Origin of the sequence: Pseudomonas sp. Root71 (assembly GCF_001429045.1) — a bacterium.
Taxonomy (GTDB): Bacteria; Pseudomonadota; Gammaproteobacteria; order Pseudomonadales; family Pseudomonadaceae; genus Aquipseudomonas; species Aquipseudomonas monachiensis.
In genome coordinates, this window is sequence record NZ_LMHY01000012.1 from 234,753 (window position 1) to 252,782 (window position 18,030).

General features: G+C 58.1%; 16 protein-coding genes. 14 read left to right on the top strand and 2 right to left on the bottom strand.

The features are described from left to right. Positions 1 to 504 precede the first annotated feature (504 nt). Positions 505 to 1,794 (bottom strand): citrate synthase, encoded by a 1,290-nt coding sequence (gene gltA, locus ASD95_RS11090; protein ID WP_056721677.1) that lies wholly within the window; start codon positions 1,792 to 1,794, stop codon positions 505 to 507. 364 nt (positions 1,795 to 2,158) lie between these two features. Between gltA and sdhC the strand changes: the two genes are divergently transcribed. The 12 genes from sdhC to ASD95_RS11150 all read left to right on the top strand — a co-directional run bounded on the left by sdhC (position 2,159) and on the right by ASD95_RS11150 (position 16,564). After that, positions 2,159 to 2,533 carry a succinate dehydrogenase, cytochrome b556 subunit gene (gene sdhC, locus ASD95_RS11095; protein WP_032829628.1) on the top strand — a complete coding sequence of 125 codons (375 nt, stop codon included), beginning with the start codon at positions 2,159 to 2,161 and terminating at the stop codon, positions 2,531 to 2,533. Continuing rightward, positions 2,527 to 2,895: a succinate dehydrogenase, hydrophobic membrane anchor protein gene (gene sdhD, locus ASD95_RS11100; protein ID WP_056721678.1), complete on the top strand. Its 369-nt coding sequence runs from the start codon at positions 2,527 to 2,529 to the stop codon at positions 2,893 to 2,895. Before sdhC ends, sdhD begins: the two co-directional genes overlap by 7 nt. Positions 2,896 to 2,898: 3 nt before the next feature. Next, positions 2,899 to 4,671: a succinate dehydrogenase flavoprotein subunit gene (gene sdhA / locus ASD95_RS11105; RefSeq protein ID WP_056721681.1), complete on the top strand. Its 1,773-nt coding sequence runs from the start codon at positions 2,899 to 2,901 to the stop codon at positions 4,669 to 4,671. A gap of 11 nt (positions 4,672 to 4,682) precedes the next feature. Beyond that, on the top strand, positions 4,683 to 5,387 hold the full coding sequence (locus ASD95_RS11110) for a succinate dehydrogenase iron-sulfur subunit (RefSeq protein ID WP_008063297.1): 705 nt from the start codon (positions 4,683 to 4,685) through the stop codon (positions 5,385 to 5,387). Positions 5,388 to 5,640: 253 nt separating this feature from the next. After that, a complete protein-coding gene (locus tag ASD95_RS11115; protein WP_056721683.1) occupies positions 5,641 to 8,472 on the top strand; it encodes a 2-oxoglutarate dehydrogenase E1 component in 2,832 nt (943 codons plus the stop codon). Between the two features lie 42 nt (positions 8,473 to 8,514). Then, entirely contained in the window at positions 8,515 to 9,735 is a 1,221-nt protein-coding gene (gene odhB, locus ASD95_RS11120) for a 2-oxoglutarate dehydrogenase complex dihydrolipoyllysine-residue succinyltransferase (protein WP_056721685.1), read from the top strand. Between the two features lie 98 nt (positions 9,736 to 9,833). Then, positions 9,834 to 11,270 (top strand): dihydrolipoyl dehydrogenase, encoded by a 1,437-nt coding sequence (lpdA, locus tag ASD95_RS11125; protein WP_007998079.1) that lies wholly within the window; start codon positions 9,834 to 9,836, stop codon positions 11,268 to 11,270. A gap of 198 nt (positions 11,271 to 11,468) precedes the next feature. Continuing rightward, on the top strand, positions 11,469 to 12,635 hold the full coding sequence (gene sucC / locus ASD95_RS11130) for an ADP-forming succinate--CoA ligase subunit beta (RefSeq protein WP_007919879.1): 1,167 nt from the start codon (positions 11,469 to 11,471) through the stop codon (positions 12,633 to 12,635). Next, a complete protein-coding gene (gene sucD / locus ASD95_RS11135) occupies positions 12,635 to 13,516 on the top strand; it encodes a succinate--CoA ligase subunit alpha (RefSeq protein ID WP_007919877.1) in 882 nt (293 codons plus the stop codon). The genes sucC and sucD overlap by 1 nt, the downstream gene beginning before the upstream one ends. Before the next feature lie 401 nt (positions 13,517 to 13,917). Beyond that, positions 13,918 to 15,231: a branched-chain amino acid transport system II carrier protein gene (gene brnQ / locus ASD95_RS11140; RefSeq protein WP_056721686.1), complete on the top strand. Its 1,314-nt coding sequence runs from the start codon at positions 13,918 to 13,920 to the stop codon at positions 15,229 to 15,231. A 194-nt stretch (positions 15,232 to 15,425) separates the two neighbouring features. Beyond that, positions 15,426 to 16,163, top strand: a complete 738-nt coding sequence (locus tag ASD95_RS11145; protein ID WP_056721688.1) for a DUF599 domain-containing protein — start codon at positions 15,426 to 15,428, stop codon at positions 16,161 to 16,163. Continuing rightward, complete coding sequence (locus ASD95_RS11150; RefSeq protein WP_056721690.1) at positions 16,163 to 16,564, top strand: MAPEG family protein; 402 nt, start codon at positions 16,163 to 16,165, stop codon at positions 16,562 to 16,564. The genes ASD95_RS11145 and ASD95_RS11150 overlap by 1 nt, the downstream gene beginning before the upstream one ends. Positions 16,565 to 16,632: 68 nt before the next feature. Here the strand turns inward: ASD95_RS11150 and ASD95_RS11155 are convergent, their stop codons facing one another. Further along, positions 16,633 to 16,905, bottom strand: coding sequence for a hypothetical protein (locus ASD95_RS11155; RefSeq protein ID WP_056722291.1), 273 nt, complete (start codon positions 16,903 to 16,905; stop codon positions 16,633 to 16,635). Between the two features lie 157 nt (positions 16,906 to 17,062). Between ASD95_RS11155 and ASD95_RS11160 the strand changes: the two genes are divergently transcribed. After that, positions 17,063 to 17,539 carry a PaaI family thioesterase gene (locus tag ASD95_RS11160; protein ID WP_056721692.1) on the top strand — a complete coding sequence of 159 codons (477 nt, stop codon included), beginning with the start codon at positions 17,063 to 17,065 and terminating at the stop codon, positions 17,537 to 17,539. Further along, positions 17,536 to 17,988, top strand: coding sequence for a PaaI family thioesterase (locus ASD95_RS11165; RefSeq protein ID WP_056721694.1), 453 nt, complete (start codon positions 17,536 to 17,538; stop codon positions 17,986 to 17,988). The genes ASD95_RS11160 and ASD95_RS11165 overlap by 4 nt, the downstream gene beginning before the upstream one ends. The last annotated feature ends 42 nt before the right edge of the window (positions 17,989 to 18,030 follow it).

Sequence of the window (18,030 nt, forward strand, 5' to 3'; positions counted from 1 at the left end):
GCGCTGCGCGCCAATCCCCGGATAAACACCTCCACTCAGCCTTCCGAGGGGGCGGGTGGATCAAGATCAAGAGCTGCAGGCGAGCTAACGCTCGGCCTGTTGAGTGGTGAAGCGCAGAGGGTGTACGCCGCTTTTGCTTTTGCTTTTGCTTTTGCTTTTGATCTTCTTGCCCCCTCGAGAGGCCGAGTGGAGGTTCTGCGCAGTGGGCAACCCGGCATGGATGCCGGGTTAGCCGCCGCCGGCCATGGATGGCCGATGGCGGCGGGCCCACGGAGCAGGACCGGAGCGAGGGAATGCCGAGCCTTGGCGAGGCACCGAACGTAAGGGGCAAGAGCCCTTTGGTTACTTTGGGGCTTTTCCAAAGTAACCCGCTGTAAAAGCGGAACCGTAAGTCGCCGCTACCTAAATAACGGAAATGTACACAATTAAAAGAGGCAAACAAAAACGGCCCCTATATAAATAGAGGCCGTCTCCGGTACAACTCAACACGCTACAGCATGAATCTTACTTGCGGTCTTCCAGCTTGGTGATATCACGCGACTCGTAGCCGGTGTACAACTGGCGCGGACGGCCGATCTTGTACGGGCTGGAGAGCATTTCCTTCCAGTGGGAGATCCAGCCGACGGTCCGCGCCAGGGCGAAGATCACGGTGAACATGCTGGTTGGAATGCCGATCGCCTTGAGGATGATCCCCGAGTAGAAGTCGACGTTCGGGTACAGCGAGCGCTCGATGAAGTACGGGTCGGTCAGGGCGATCTCTTCCAGGCGCATGGCCAGTTCGAGTTGCGGATCGTTCTGGATGCCCAGTTCCTTCAACACTTCGTCGCAGGTCTGCTTCATTACCGTGGCGCGCGGGTCGCGGTTTTTGTAAACGCGGTGACCGAAGCCCATCAGTTTGAACGGATCGTTCTTGTCCTTGGCCTTGGCGATGTACTTGTCGATGTTCGAGACATCGCCAATTTCATCGAGCATGGTCAGAACGGCTTCGTTCGCACCGCCATGGGCAGGGCCCCACAGTGCGGCGATACCGGCGGCGATACAGGCGAACGGGTTGGCACCCGAAGAGCCGGCCAGGCGCACGGTGGAAGTCGATGCGTTCTGCTCGTGGTCGGCGTGGAGGATGAAGATCCGGTCCATGGCCTTGGCGAGTACCGGGCTGATCGGTTTGATCTCGCACGGGGTGTTGAACATCATGTGCAGGAAGTTTTCCGCGTACGACAGGTCGTTGCGCGGGTACATCATGGGTTGGCCCATGGAGTACTTGTAAACCATCGCTGCCAGGGTCGGCATCTTGGCAACCAGGCGGATCGCGGAGATTTCGCGATGCTGCGGGTTATTGATGTCCAGGGAGTCGTGGTAGAACGCCGAGAGGGCGCCGACTACGCCGCACATGACGGCCATTGGGTGGGCGTCGCGACGGAAGCCGTTGAAGAAGGTCTTCAGCTGCTCGTGAACCATGGTGTGGTTCTTCACGGTGCTGACGAACTGGGCCTTCTGTTCTGCGGTCGGCAGTTCGCCGTTGAGCAGCAGATAGCAGGTTTCCAGGTAGTCCGACTTTTCAGCCAGCTGTTCGATCGGGTAGCCGCGGTGCAGCAGAATGCCGTTGTCGCCGTCGATATAGGTGATCTTCGACTCGCACGAGGCGGTCGACATGAAGCCTGGGTCAAAGGTGAAACGGCCCGTGGCCGTCAGGCCCCGAACATCGATAACATCGGGACCAACGGTGCCGGTTAAAATGGGCAGCTCGACGGGGGCTGCGCCCTCGATGATCAACTGCGCTTTTTTGTCAGCCATGTGGCCTCCTATTTATGCTTGAAATCATCAGACAGACCCCCCACGCAGGGCCCGCACCACTATAGTGAGATAAATTCGAATGTCAATTTGCCTAAAGTCTTGCTCCAGAAGGCTTTAACCGGACTTTTTTCTCGAAATTGGCTGCCATTTACGCCTTTTATGCCGGTTGCGCAATCAGCTGTTTGGGTTAGGTGTTTGCGTTGTCATTAGTAGCCTAACTGTCTATACTCGGCCACCGACCGCCAAGGGCTTTTGGGCTTGCTTTCATTGGGGGTCGCATCCCTGGGTGGTGGTTACCTGACCAGTGCACTCCCCAACAACTTTGCCCTGATTGTTAGGGGCTCTTCAGTGTGAAAAAAAAGCCGTGAAAAGCCAACGACCTGTAAACCTAGACCTAAGGACCATCAAACTCCCAGTCACTGCTTACACGTCCATCCTTCACCGAATTTCCGGTGTCATCCTCTTCGTGTGCCTTGCCATCATGCTTTACGCATTGGACAAGTCGCTGAGTTCCGAGGAAGGCTTCGGTCAGGTGAAAGCGTGTCTGACCAGTCCGCTAGCCAAGCTAGTGACATGGGGCATCCTGTCCGCTCTGCTTTATCACCTGGTAGCCGGTGTGCGCCATTTGATCATGGACATGGGCATCGGTGAGACGCTGGAAGGCGGCAAGCTGGGCTCGAAAATCGTTATCGCCGTTTCCGTGGTGGTAATCGTTCTGGCAGGAGTTTGGATATGGTAACTAACGTCACGAACCTGTCGCGTTCGGGCCTCTATGACTGGATGGCGCAACGTGTGTCTGCGGTCGTTCTCGCGGCTTACTTCATCTTCCTGATCGGATACATCGTGGCCAACCCTGGCCTCGATTACGCCCAGTGGCATGAACTGTTCGCCCACAACGGAATGCGTATCTTCAGCCTCCTGGCCCTCGTTGCCCTCGGCGCTCACGCCTGGGTCGGCATGTGGACCATCGCGACCGACTACCTGACGCCAATGGCGTTCGGCAAGTCCGCGACGGCTATACGTTTCCTTTTCCAGGCAGTCTGCGGCGTTGCGATGTTCGCTTACTTCGTCTGGGGCGTGCAGATTCTCTGGGGTATCTGAGTCATGGCTAACATTCCAACGATTTCTTTCGACGCCATCATTATTGGTGGTGGCGGTGCCGGCATGCGCGCAGCGCTGCAACTGGCACAGGGCGGTCACAAGACTGCCGTGATCACCAAGGTTTTCCCGACCCGTTCGCACACTGTATCCGCCCAGGGCGGCATCACCTGCGCCATCGCGTCCGCTGACCCGAACGATGACTGGCGCTGGCACATGTACGATACCGTCAAGGGTTCCGACTACATCGGTGACCAGGACGCTATCGAGTACATGTGTCAGGAAGGCCCGGCTGCCGTTTACGAGCTGGACCACATGGGTATGCCGTTCTCGCGTACCGAGCAAGGTCGTATCTACCAGCGCCCATTCGGCGGTCAGTCCAAGGACTACGGTAAAGGCGGCCAGGCTGCGCGTACTTGCGCTGCGTCCGACCGTACCGGTCACGCACTGCTGCACACCCTTTATCAGGGCAACCTGAAAGCCGGTACCGTGTTCCTGAACGAGTACTACGCTGTCGATCTGGTGAAGAACGGCGAAGGCGAGTTCGTCGGCGTGATTGCCATCTGCATCGAAACCGGCGAAACCACCTACATCCGTGCCAAGGCCACCGTACTGGCTACCGGCGGTGCAGGTCGTATCTACGCTTCGACCACCAACGCCCTGATCAACACCGGTGACGGCGTTGGCATGGCGCTGCGTGCCGGTGTACCGGTACAAGACATCGAAATGTGGCAGTTCCACCCGACCGGCATCGCCGGCGCCGGTGTACTGGTTACCGAAGGTTGCCGTGGTGAAGGTGGATACCTGATCAACAAGCACGGCGAGCGTTTCATGGAGCGTTATGCTCCGAACGCCAAAGACCTTGCCGGTCGTGACGTGGTTGCCCGTTCGATGGTTAAAGAGATCATCGCCGGCAATGGTTGCGGTCCGAATGGCGACCACGTGATGCTCAAGCTCGACCACCTGGGCGAGGAAGTGCTGCACAGTCGTCTGCCAGGTATCTGTGAACTGTCGAAGACTTTTGCCCACGTTGACCCGGTTGTTGCTCCGGTTCCGGTTGTTCCGACCTGCCACTATATGATGGGCGGCGTTGCCACCAACATTCATGGCCAGGCGATCACCCAGAACGGCGAAGGCGTCGACGAAATCATCCCTGGCCTGTTCGCAGTGGGTGAAGTGGCTTGCGTATCGGTTCACGGTGCCAACCGTCTGGGCGGCAACTCGCTGCTCGACCTGGTGGTATTCGGTCGCGCTGCCGGCCTGCACCTGGAAAAAGCACTGACCGACGGCATCGAATACGACGACGCTACCGAAGCCGATATCGAAGCTGCCCTGTCGCGCCTGAACGCTCTGAACAGCCGTACCGAAGGCGAAGACGTGGCTACCCTGCGTCGCGAGCTGCAGAACTGCATGCAGAACTACTTCGGTGTATTCCGTACCGGCGAATACATGCAGAAGGGTATTGCCCAGCTGGCTGACCTGCGCAAGCGCATCGCCAACGTGAAGATCAACGATAAGTCGCAGGCGTTCAACACTGCACGTATCGAAGCTCTGGAGCTGCAGAACCTGCTGGAAGTGGCCGAAGCCACCGCCATCGCCGCAGAAGTACGTAAGGAGTCCCGTGGTGCTCACGCCCGTGAAGACTTCGAAGATCGTGACGACGAAAACTGGCTGTGCCACACCCTGTACTTCCCGGGTGACAAGCGCGTGACCAAGCGTGCCGTGAACTTCTCGCCGAAGACTGTTCCGACTTTTGAACCTAAGATTCGGACTTATTAAGGGTGGCCGCCATGTTGCAAGTCAGCGTTTATCGTTACAACCCTGATCAGGACGCCGCGCCGTTCATGCAGGAATTCCAGGTTGATACCGGTGGTAAAGACCTGATGGTGCTGGACGTGCTGGCCCTGATCAAAGAGCAGGACGAGGGTTTCTCCTATCGTCGCTCTTGCCGTGAAGGTGTTTGCGGTTCCGACGGCATGAACATCAACGGCAAAAACGGCCTGGCATGCGTCACGCCGCTGTCCGCTGTCGTAAAAGGTAACAAGTTGATCGTTCGTCCTCTGCCAGGTTTGCCGGTTATCCGTGACCTGGTCGTCGATATGAGCATCTTCTACAAGCAATACGAAAAGGTTAAGCCATACCTGCAGAACGACACGCCGGCTCCGGCCATCGAGCGTCTGCAGTCCCCTGAAGAGCGTGAAAAGCTGGACGGTCTGTACGAGTGCATCCTGTGCGCTTGCTGCTCGACTTCCTGCCCGTCCTTCTGGTGGAACCCGGACAAGTTCCTGGGTCCGGCTGCCCTGCTGCAAGCGTACCGCTTCCTGGCAGACAGCCGTGATACCAAGACGTCCGAGCGTCTGGCTTCGCTGGATGACCCGTTCAGCGTATTCCGCTGCCGCGGGATCATGAACTGCGTCAACGTATGTCCGAAAGGCCTGAACCCGACTAAGGCCATCGGTCACATCCGTAACATGTTGCTCTCAAGCGGCGTGTGATTCAGCTGCTGTACCCGTTGTACCCGTAGATGCTGCGGCGCAGGCTTCAACCGGCGCCGTAGTTTTAACCTGAGCAGCAGCCTAAAAGGCTGCGGCTCTTATTTTGAAGAAATGAGACAAGCAGGGGCATCCGGGCTGGTACCCGGACTATCAGTGTGATCCTAGTGGCTTGTTTTGGTCGCTGCATTCGGACTTCTGCAAGTTTGCTCGGTGTCGACACCGATGGTGTTCCCCTAACCGAGGGTGACCAAGCATGCAAGAAAGCGTGATGCAGCGCATGTGGAACAGTGCCTACCTATCCGGTAGTAACGCTGCCTATGTGGAAGAGCTTTACGAGCTCTACCTGCACGACCCTAACGCTGTGCCAGAAGATTGGCGCACCTACTTCCAGAAGTTGCCTGCTGACGGCAACTCTGCCACCGATGTTTCGCACTCCACAATTCGCGATCATTTCGTCTTGCTGGCAAAGAACCAGCGCCGCGCCCAACCGGTTTCCGCCGGCAGCGTGAGCAGTGAGCACGAGAAGAAGCAAGTTGAAGTGCTGCGATTGATCCAGGCCTACCGTATGCGTGGCCACCAGGCAGCCCAGCTTGACCCGCTGGGACTGTGGCAGCGTCCTGCACCTGCAGACCTGTCGATCAATCATTACGGCTTGACCAATGCCGATCTTGATACGACCTTCCGTGCCGGCGACCTGTTCATCGGCAAAGAGGAAGCGAGCCTACGCGAAATTCACGAAGCGTTGCAGCAGACATATTGCCGCACCATCGGCGCTGAGTTCACGCACATCACCGATTCCGAGCAGCGCCAGTGGTTCCAGCAGCGTCTGGAAAGCGTGCGCGGTCGTCCGACGTACTCCGCCGACATCAAGAGCCACCTGCTTGAGCGCGTGACCGCCGGTGAAGGCCTGGAAAAATACCTGGGCACCAAATACCCGGGTACCAAGCGTTTCGGTCTGGAAGGCGGCGAAAGCCTGATTCCGATGCTCGACGAGCTGATCCAGCGTTCCGGTTCCTACGGCACCAAGGAAATCGTCATCGGCATGGCCCACCGTGGCCGTCTGAACGTGCTGGTCAACACCTTCGGCAAGAACCCGCGTGAGCTGTTCGACGAGTTCGAAGGCAAGAAGAAGGTCGAGCTGGGTTCCGGTGACGTGAAATACCACCAGGGCTTCTCGTCCAACGTAATGACCTCCGGCGGTGAAGTTCACCTGGCCATGGCGTTCAACCCGTCCCACCTGGAAATTGTTTCCCCGGTGGTCGAGGGTTCGGTTCGCGCCCGTCAGGATCGTCGTAACGACCCGACCGGTGAGAAGGTTCTGCCGATCTCCATCCACGGTGACGCTGCTTTCGCAGGTCAGGGCGTGGTCATGGAAACCTTCCAGATGTCGCAGACCCGCGGTTTCAAGACCGGCGGTACCGTGCACATCGTGATCAACAACCAGGTCGGTTTCACCATCAGCAACCCGCTGGACTCGCGTTCCACCGAGTACGCGACCGACGTTGCGAAAATGATCCAGGCGCCGATCCTCCATGTGAATGGTGATGATCCGGAAGCCGTATTGTTCGTGACCCAGCTGGCCATCGACTACCGCATGCAGTTCAAGCGTGACGTGGTGATCGACCTGGTCTGCTACCGTCGTCGCGGCCACAACGAGGCCGACGAGCCAAGCGGCACCCAGCCGATCATGTATCAGCAGATCACCAAGCAGCGCACCACCCGTGAGCTGTATGCCGATCGTCTGACCCAGGGCGGTGTGCTCGACGCAGAGCGTGTTCAGGCGAAAGTCGACGAATACCGCAATGCGCTGGACAACGGTCTGCACGTAGTGAAAAGCCTGGTCAAAGAGCCGAACAAAGAGCTGTTCGTGGACTGGCGTCCGTATCTGGGCCACGCCTGGACCGCGCGTCACGACACTCGCTTCGACCTCAAGACCTTGCAGGAACTGTCCGCCAAGCTGCTGGAAATCCCGGAAGGCTTCGTGGTCCAGCGCCAGGTTGCCAAGATCTACGAAGACCGCCAGAAGATGCAAGCCGGCGGCCTGCCGATCAACTGGGGTTACGCCGAAACCATGGCGTACGCGACCCTGGCGTTCGAAGGTCACCCGATTCGCATGACTGGCCAGGACATCGGTCGCGGTACGTTCTCGCACCGTCATGCTGTCCTGCACAACCAGAAAGACGCGGGCACCTACATCCCGTTGCAGAACCTGTACGACGGCCAGCCACGTTTCGACCTGTACGATTCGTTCCTGTCCGAAGAGGCCGTACTGGCGTTCGAATATGGTTACTCGACCACCACGCCTGATGCGCTGGTGATCTGGGAAGCCCAGTTCGGCGACTTCGCCAACGGTGCCCAGGTAGTTATCGACCAGTTCATCACCAGTGGCGAGCACAAGTGGGGCCGTCTGTGCGGTCTGACCATGTTGCTGCCGCACGGTTACGAAGGTCAGGGGCCGGAGCACTCCTCGGCGCGTCTGGAACGTTACCTGCAGCTGTGCGCCGAGCACAACATTCAGGTAGCCGTGCCGACTACGCCGGCACAGATCTATCATTTGCTGCGTCGCCAGGTGATTCGCCCGCTGCGCAAGCCTTTGATCGTTCTGACTCCGAAGTCGCTGTTGCGCCACAAGCTGGCCATCTCGACGCTGGAGGATCTGGCCGAAGGTTCGTTCCAGACCGTCATCCCGGAAATCGATGCCCAAGACCCGAAAAAGGTCGAGCGCGTTGTTCTGTGTAGCGGCAAGGTCTACTACGACCTGCTGGAAAAACGCCGTGCCGAAGGTCGTGACGACATCGCTGTCGTGCGTATCGAGCAGCTGTACCCATTCCCTGAGGACGACTTGAAAGAAGTCCTGGCGCCTTACACCAACGTCAAAGCTGCCGTCTGGTGTCAGGAAGAGCCGATGAACCAGGGTGCGTGGTACTGCAGCCAACACCACATGCGTCGCAGTATCAGCAACCTCAACAAGTCTCTCGTACTCGAGTACGCGGGCCGCGAGGCTTCTGCTGCACCAGCATGCGGTTACGCATCGATGCACGCCGAACAGCAGGAAAAACTGCTGCAAGACGCCTTTACTGTTTAACGCCTTCGCGCACCTGAAACCGAATTTAAGGAACCACAGACAATGGCTATCGAGATCAAAGCCCCCACTTTCCCGGAATCGGTTGCCGATGGCACCGTTGCCACCTGGCACAAGCAACCGGGCGACGCGGTCAAGCGCGACGAACTGATTGTCGACATCGAAACCGACAAAGTCGTGCTGGAAGTGCTGGCTACCGCTGACGGCGTGCTGGGCGCTATCGTCAAGAACGAAGGCGAAACCGTTCTGTCCGACGAAGTCCTGGGCTCCATCGTTGAAGGCGGCGCTGCTGCTGCCGCTCCGGCTGCCGCTGCTGCTCCGGCCGCTGCTGCCGCTGCTCCAGCTGCCGGCGCTGACGAAGACGCTATCGCAGCTCCAGCTGCTCGCAAGCTGGCCGAAGAAAACGGCATCAACCTGGCTTCCGTCAAAGGCACCGGCAAAGATGGTCGTGTAACCAAGGAAGACGTGGTTGCCGCTGTCGAAGCCAAGAAAGCTGCTCCTGCTGCCGCACCTGCCAAGGCTGCTGCTCCGGCTGCCGCTGCTCCTGTGTTTGCCGCTGGCGATCGCATCGAGAAGCGCGTACCGATGACCCGCGTTCGTGCCACCGTGGCCAAGCGTCTGGTTGAAGCTCAATCGAACATGGCGATGCTGACCACTTTCAACGAAGTCGACATGACTGAAGTCATGGCACTGCGTTCGAAGTACAAGGACCTGTTCGAGAAGTCCCACAACGGCGTGCGCCTGGGCTTCATGTCGTTCTTCGTGAAAGCGGCCACCGAAGCGCTGAAACGCTTCCCGGCTGTCAACGCCTCGATCGACGGTGGCGACATCGTTTACCACGGCTACGCTGACGTCGGCGTTGCAGTTTCCAGCGATCGCGGCCTGGTTGTACCGGTTCTGCGTAACGCCGAACTGATGAGCCTGGCTGAAATCGAAGGCGGCATCGCCACCTTCGGCAAGAAAGCCCGCGACGGCAAACTGTCGATGGACGAAATGACCGGTGGTACTTTCACCATCACCAACGGTGGTACTTTCGGTTCGATGATGTCGACCCCGATCGTCAACCCGCCACAAGCCGCCATCCTGGGCATGCACAACATTATCCAGCGTCCGATGGCCATCAACGGTCAGGTCGTTATCCGTCCGATGATGTACCTGGCACTGTCCTACGATCACCGTCTGATCGATGGCAAAGAAGCTGTGACCTTCCTGGTGACCATCAAGAACCTGCTGGAAGATCCGGCTCGTCTGTTGCTGGATATCTGATAGAAGCAGCCATGAGCTGCAAGCCCGTACTGTCGGAAAACCCGCAGCCTGGCTTGCCGCTCGCGGCTTGAAGCTTTTCGCTAAAGAGGATTTTTTGAATGTCGCAGAAATTTGACGTAGTAGTGATCGGCGCGGGCCCTGGCGGTTACGTGGCTGCCATCAAGGCCGCTCAGCTGGGCCTCAGCACTGCCTGCATCGAGAAGTACACCGACAAGGAAGGCAAACTGGCTCTGGGCGGTACTTGCCTGAACGTCGGCTGCATTCCATCCAAGGCCCTGCTGGACAGCTCGTGGAAATTCCACGAAGCCCAGGACGGTTTCGCGATCCACGGTATCAATCACGCTGGCGTGACCATGGACGTGCCAGCGATGGTTGGCCGCAAGGCCAACATCGTCAAAGGCCTGACCTCCGGCGTTGCGACCCTGTTCAAAGCCAACGGTGTGACCTCTATCCAGGGTCACGGCAAGCTGCTGGCCGGCAAGAAAGTCGAAGTCACCAAGCCTGATGGCTCGGTAGAAATCATCGAAGCCGAAAACGTCATCCTGGCTCCAGGTTCGCGTCCGATCGACATTCCGCCAGCTCCGGTTGACCAGAATGTGATCGTCGATTCGACTGGCGCCCTGGAATTCCAGTCCGTGCCTAAGCGTCTGGGCGTGATCGGCGCTGGCGTGATCGGTCTGGAACTGGGTTCGGTCTGGTCGCGTCTGGGCGCGGAAGTGACTGTCCTGGAAGCCCTGGACACCTTCCTGATGGCAGCGGACACCGCTGTTTCCAAGGAAGCGCTGAAAACCCTGACCAAGCAGGGTCTGGACATCAAGCTGGGCGCTCGCGTAACCGGTTCCAAAGTGAACGGCGACGAAGTCGTGGTGAACTACACCGATGCCAAGGGCGAACAGAACATCACTTTCGACAAGCTGATCGTAGCCGTTGGTCGCCGTCCGGTGACCACTGATCTGCTGGCAGCCGACTGCGGCGTGACCCTGGACGAGCGCGGTTTCGTGCACGTTGACGACCACTGCGCCACCACCGTACCGGGCGTCTACGCCATCGGCGACGTGGTTCGCGGCATGATGCTGGCGCACAAGGCCTCGGAAGAGGGCATCATGGTTGTCGAGCGCATCAAGGGCCACAAGGCCCAGATGAACTATGACCTGATCCCTTCGGTTATTTATACTCACCCGGAAATCGCGTGGGTCGGTAAAACCGAGCAGGCCTTGAAAGCTGAAGGCGTTGAAGTTAACGTCGGCACCTTCCCGTTCGCAGCCTCCGGCCGTGCCATGGCTGCCAACGACACCGGTGGTTTCGTCAAGGTCATCGCAGATGCCAAGACAGACCGCGTACTGGGCGTCCACGTGATTGGCCCAAGCGCTGCAGAACTGGTTCAGCAGGGCGCGATCGGTATGGAATTCGGCACCAGCGCTGAAGACCTGGGCATGATGGTTTTCTCCCATCCGACCCTGTCTGAAGCCTTGCACGAAGCTGCTTTGGCAGTGAATGGCGGCGCTATTCACATCGCCAACCGCAAGAAGCGTTAAGACATAATAAGAAACCACGGCGGTTTGGCCCGTCGTGAGCCTTGCATGCAAGACTCACCGCGGAATATCCGCTGGACGCAGTCTTGCATAGCTGCACCGGGTACCCGGAAAGGCTATGCAAGCAGCAGTCACAGGTGGTGCGGCACTTGAATGAGTGCAGCACCGAATGCGCAGTACCTAACGAAGACGGTAAAAAGCATGAATCTTCACGAGTATCAGGGTAAGCAGCTGTTCGCTGAATACGGCCTGCCAGTTTCCACTGGTTATGCAGTAGACACCCCGGAAGCAGCAGCAGAAGCTTGCGACAAAATCGGCGGCAGCGAGTGGGTTGTCAAAGCCCAGGTCCACGCCGGTGGTCGCGGTAAAGCGGGCGGCGTAAAGCTGGTTCGCAGCAAAGAAGACGCCAAAGCCTTCGCACAGCAGTGGCTGGGCAAGCGTCTGGTGACTTACCAGACTGACGCCAATGGCCAGCCAGTCACCAAGATCCTGGTTGAATCGTGCACTGATATCGCTAAAGAGCTGTACCTGGGCGCTGTCGTTGACCGTTCGAGCCGTCGCATCGTGTTCATGGCTTCCACCGAAGGTGGCGTGGACATCGAGAAAATCGCTCACGACACTCCAGAAAAAATTCTGAAAGCCACTATCGATCCACTGGTTGGCGCTCAGCCATTCCAGGGTCGCGAGCTGGCATTCCAGCTGGGTCTGGAAGGCAAGCAAGTTGCCCAGTTCGCCAAGATCTTCGTAGGTCTGGCCAAACTGTTCAAGGATCACGACCTGGCCCTGCTGGAAGTGAACCCGCTGGTGATCAAGGCTGACGGCGATCTGCATTGCCTGGACGCCAAGATCAACATCGACGCCAACGCCATGTACCGTCAGCCTAAGCTGAAGACTTTCCACGATCCGTCGCAGGACGATCCGCGCGAAGCGCACGCTGCCAAGTTCGAACTGAACTACGTAGCGCTGGAAGGCAACATCGGTTGCATGGTCAACGGTGCTGGCCTGGCCATGGGTACCATGGACATCGTCAACCTGCATGGCGGCAAGCCAGCCAACTTCCTCGACGTGGGCGGCGGTGCTACCAAGGAACGCGTTACCGAAGCGTTCAAGATCATCCTGTCCGACACTAACGTCGCTGCAGTACTGGTCAACATCTTCGGCGGCATCGTTCGTTGCGACATGATTGCCGAAGGCATCATCGGCGCTGTGAAAGAAGTCGGCGTGAAAATCCCGGTTGTTGTTCGCCTTGAAGGCAACAACGCTGAGCTGGGCGCTAAAGTACTGGCAGAAAGCGGTTTGAACATCATCGCTGCTACCAGCCTGACCGACGCTGCTCAACAAGTTGTCAAAGCTGCGGAGGGCAAATAATGAGCGTCCTGATCAATAAAGACACCAAAGTTATCTGCCAGGGTATTACCGGTTCGCAAGGTAGTTTCCACACCCAGCAAGCCATCGAGTACGGCACCAAGATGGTTGGTGGTGTAACTCCAGGCAAAGGCGGCACCGAGCACCTGGGCCTGCCAGTGTTCAACACCGTGAAAGACGCTGTAGCTGCCACTGGCGCCACCGCCAGCGTGATCTACGTTCCGGCTCCTTTCTGCAAGGACTCGATCCTGGAAGCTGCCTTCGGCGGCATCAAGCTGATCGTGTGCATCACCGAAGGCATTCCTACCCTGGACATGCTGGACGCCAAAGTTAAGTGCGACGAGCTGGGCGTAGTCCTGATCGGCCCTAACTGCCCAGGCGTGATCACCCCAGGCGAATGCAAGATCGGCATCATGCCAGGTCACATTCACTTGCCAGGCAAGGTCGGTATCGTTTCCCGTTCCGGCACCCTGACCTACGAAGCTGTGAAGCAGACTACTGACGCCGGTTTCGGTCAGTCGACTTGCGTCGGCATCGGTGGTGACCCGATCCCGGGTTCGAACTTCATCGACATCCTGAAGCTGTTCCAGGAAGACCCGAAGACCGAAGCGATCGTAATGATCGGTGAGATCGGCGGTTCGGCTGAAGAAGAAGCTGCTGCCTACATCAAGGCACACGTGACCAAGCCGGTTGTTTCCTACATCGCTGGTGTGACTGCTCCTCCGGGCAAGCGCATGGGCCATGCTGGCGCAATCATCTCTGGCGGCAAAGGCACTGCAGACGAGAAATTCGCTGCTCTGCAAGACGCAGGCGTTAAAACCGTGCGTTCGCTGGCAGACATCGGCAAGGCCCTGGCCGAGCTGACCGGTTGGGCTGTCAAGTAAGCCTCGCGCTTAGCTTGCAACTCTGCTGACAAAGGCCACCTTCGGGTGGCCTTTGTCGTTTCCGGCATTTGTGTTGGCTGTGCTGGCCTCTTCGCGGGCAAGCCCGCTCCCACAGGTGGACGCATTCCAATGTGGGAGCGAGCTTGCTCGCGATGACGGACTTACAGACACCAACCATTTACATGCATAAACGCGACACGAAAATGTCGTAGATCGGAATGTTCGCCCTCTAACAGTGCGTTTCTGGTCCAAATTCGTTAGGCTACGCGCCATTTTTGCGTCTGCGGCCCACAAGGCGGCAACGCGCTAAAAGGGTCGGTCTTATACGGACTGACAGCATTTCCCTCACCCATAGGGAAATCCCTCTCTAAATTCCGATTCAGTAGTGTGGTATTTCCTTAATGAAAGTGTTGAAAGGCCAGGACATCCTGGCACTTGGTTTTATGACGTTTGCCCTGTTCGTCGGGGCTGGCAACATCATCTTCCCGCCTATCGTCGGTTTGCAGTCCGGGCCCAATGTCTGGATGGCGGCGCTGGGTTTCCTGGTCACGGCGGTCGGTCTGCCGGTGATCACCGTTGTGGCGCTGGCCAAGGTCGGCGGTGCAATGGATGCCTTGAGCAGCCCGATCGGTAAAGTCGCCGGTGGCCTGCTGGCAGCGGCTTGTTACCTCGCTGTTGGCCCGCTGTTCGCGACGCCACGCACCGCGACGGTATCCTTCGAAGTGGGCCTGGCGCCGCTGACCGGCGAGAGCCCGCTGGCGCTGTTCCTGTACAGCTCGGTGTACTTCCTGCTGGTGTTCTTCATCTCGCTGTATCCGGGCCGTTTGCTCGATACCGTAGGGCGCTTCCTCGCGCCGCTGAAGATCATCGCCCTGGCCGTGCTGGGCATTGCAGCTTTCGCCTTGCCGGCCGGTGACATTGGCCAGGCCACGCCTGAATACGTGGCGGCGCCGTTCTCCCAAGGCTTCATCAATGGTTACCTGACCATGGATACCCTGGGCGCGCTGGTGTTCGGCATCGTCATCGTCAACGCCATCCGTTCCCGCGGCGTCGAGTCGCCAGCACTGATCACCCGTTATGCGATCATCGCCGGTTTGATCGCCGGCGTGGGCCTGGCACTGGTGTATGTCAGTCTGTTCCGTCTCGGTTCGGGCAGCCATGAAGTGGCCGCTGGCGCTACCAATGGCGCGGCGGTATTGCATGCTTACGTGCAGCACACCTTCGGTTCGCTGGGCAGCGGCTTCCTGGCCGTGCTGATCTCCCTGGCGTGCCTGGTGACCGCGGTCGGCCTGACCTGTGCTTGCGCCGAGTACTTCAGCCGTGTGGTGCCACTGTCCTACAAGACGCTGGTGATCATCCTCGCCGCGTTCTCGCTGCTGGTGTCCAACCTGGGCCTGACCAAGCTGATTGCGTTCTCGATCCCGGTGCTGACCGCGATCTACCCGCCGTGCATCGTTCTGGTGGCGTTGAGCTTCTGCAAGGACTTCTGGCATGAGCAGGGTCGTATCCTCGGCCCGGTGATGCTGGTGTCGTTCATCTTTGGCCTGATCGATGCCCTCAAGGGTGCAGGCCTGGCGGACTGGATGCCGACGCAAATGGCCCACCTGCCGCTGAGCGAGCAGGGCCTGGCCTGGCTGGTGCCGTCGGTGATGACACTGGTGGTCGCGGTGGTCTGCGATCGCCTGCTGGGCAAGCGCGCCGAAGCCTTGGCTTAAGTCGCTTCACGACCCGCCACAAGCGGGTCTTGAGCAAAAACAGAAATGCCCCGTATCAATCGATACGGGGCATTTTTTTTGTGAGGGATGCGGTGTCTTTTCCGTTGAGCTAACGTCGAAGCACTGCAACACCCTTTGTGGGAACTCGCTCCCACAGGGTCTGTGTAATCCGCATTTACTTCACAAGGACCTGCATGTCGTTCATCCAAGCCAACCTGATCCACCTTCTTGCCGCCGTCTGGTTCGTTATCTGCTGGGGCGGGTACACCCGCTATGCCACATGGAAAGGCCGTGACACCGCGTGCCTGGCCAGTGTGCTGCACCTGTATCGAGAAGACTGGATGCGCCGCATGCTGCTGCGCGACAACCGAATCGCCGATGCCAGCGTGATCGGCAATCTGGAACGCAATGCTTCGTTCTTTGCCTCCAGTACGTTGATTATCCTGGCCGGTATTCTCACGGTATTGGGGGCTTCGGAACGGGCGGTATCGTTGCTGGCGGATATCCCGATGGTGCAACAGGCGTCTCAGGGCATGTCGGAAATCAAGTTGCTGTGCCTGGCGCTGGTGTTTGTCTATGCGTTCTTCACCTTCAGTTGGTGCATGCGCCAGTACAACTTTGCCGCGGTACTGGTGGGTTCGGCGCCGATGGTCGGCGAGCGCCATGTGTCGGAGCAGGAACGCAAGGCATTCGCTTCCCGCGCCGCCCGCGTCATCTCCATGGCCGCCAACCAGTTCAACTTCGGATTGCGTTCCTACTACTTCGGCATGACCATGCTGGCCTGGTTCGTCAGCCCGTGGCTGTTCATGTTGATGAGTGCCGGCGTCGTATTCGTGTTGTACCACCGCGAGTTTCATTCCGACGTACTCGACGTGATGGTCTATACCCCTACAGAGGCGCCGTTGCCGGAGGTAATCAAAGAGGCTGCTTGATGAGTATTCCATTCTGGTGCGTGTTTATCAGTGCAGTGTTGATTTATCTGGCGCGAATGCCCGTGACCAGGGCCATGAAAGAGCAGGGTGGTTACGATAACCACCTGCCGCGCCAACAGCAGATGCAACTCACGGGGCTGGGTGCCCGGGCGGTGGCAGCGCATCAGAACAGTTTCGAAGCCTTCATGTTGTTTGCGGTGGGTGTGTTGATGGCGCATACCACGCAGACGGCGGGCTGGCTGATCGACTGTCTGGCGATCATCTTCGTGATCACGCGGGTTATTTATCTGGTGTGTTACTGGAAGGACCTGGCCTGGCAGCGCAGTCTGGTTTGGCTACTGGGATTAATCTGTTCGCTGTTGTTGATGATTAGTCCGACTTTTCGAACGTTTTTGCTCTAACCACTTTTTTTCAAGGCAAAAGAAAACCCGCACTTGGCGGGTTTTCTTTTGCCACGCTAAAAACCGTATTAGTTCTTAGGTGCTTCCGGAGCGGCTGGAGTGGCTGGAGCAGCCGGAGCAGCCTCTTTTGCCGCTTCAGCGTTCGATTCAGCCTGATCTTTGGCGGCTTCGGCGTTTTCTTTCGCAGCGTCGTTCACTTTATCCTGAGCTTTGCTCATGTCTTGCTGAGCTTGCTCAGCATGTTTGGCAGCATCTTGAGCTTTGTCCTCGGATTTTTTATCGCAGGCCGCGAGACCGAGGGAAGCGGTCAACATCAAGGCAATAGCTAAAGTCTTACGCATGGGGTGTTTCTCCTGATGAAAAGCATCTACTGGCATTAAGAGCCCACGCATCAGGGTTAAGTTCCATAATTCTTTCAGATATATAAGTTTGCTCTAGCGCGGAACTTTTATCCGGGCCGCCACCGCACTGTACGGACATAAACAAGGGCTTTATCAAATGGCTGAAAACCCCGTTTTTGAGCGTGCGAAGCGCTTTTTGTCAGCGCTGCGACATTGCCAGGTACTTGGACTAAGCGTTCACAGCGCCAGCAACGAAGGGCTGACGATTGTACTGCCTTACAGCCCGCAGATCGTCGGCAATCCCGAAACCGGCGTGATTCATGGCGGAGCGCTGACCTCGTTGATGGATACCGCCTGTGGCATGGCGACCCTCTGCGTGCTCCCGGAATTCGAAGTCTGCCCGACCCTCGACCTGCGCATCGACTACATGCACGCCGCCGAGCCGCATAAGGATGTCTATGGCTTTGCCCAGTGCTATCGGGTCACCACCGACGTGATTTTTGCCCGTGGCTTCGCCTATCAGGATGACCCCGGGCAACCCATTGCCCATGTGATGGGCACTTTCATGCGCATGGGCAAGCACATCAAGGGCACCAAGGGCTTTGGTGGCGCGGTTACCGGAGGTGCGCAATGAACGAGTCGATCAAGGATCAATTGCAAAAGGCCCACGAGCAGGGCGATTACGCCGCGCTGCTGGATTTGATTCCCTATGCTCGGCTGATCGGCGTCGAATGTTCGCGGGTGGGGGATGAGTTGCTGTTCAAGCTGCCTGCGAACAAGGACAACATTGGCAACCCTTTGTTGCCGGCGATTCATGGCGGTGTGATCGCCGGTTTCATGGAATTGGCCGCGGCGCTGCACCTGTTGGTGTTTACCGGATCGCCCGGGGTACCGAAGATCATCGACTTCTCCCTGGATTACCTGCGAGCCGGGCAATTTCGCGATACCTGGGCCCGATGCCAGGTCTGGCGCCAGGGACGCCGGGTCGCCAATGTGGCGATTACCGCCTGGCAAAGCACCGAAGCCGAACCCATTGCCACGGCCCGTGCACATTTCAAACTCGAAGAGCCCTTGAAATCCTGAACTCAGCCCCAAACTCTGAGGACAACCCGCCGTCGACCCTCA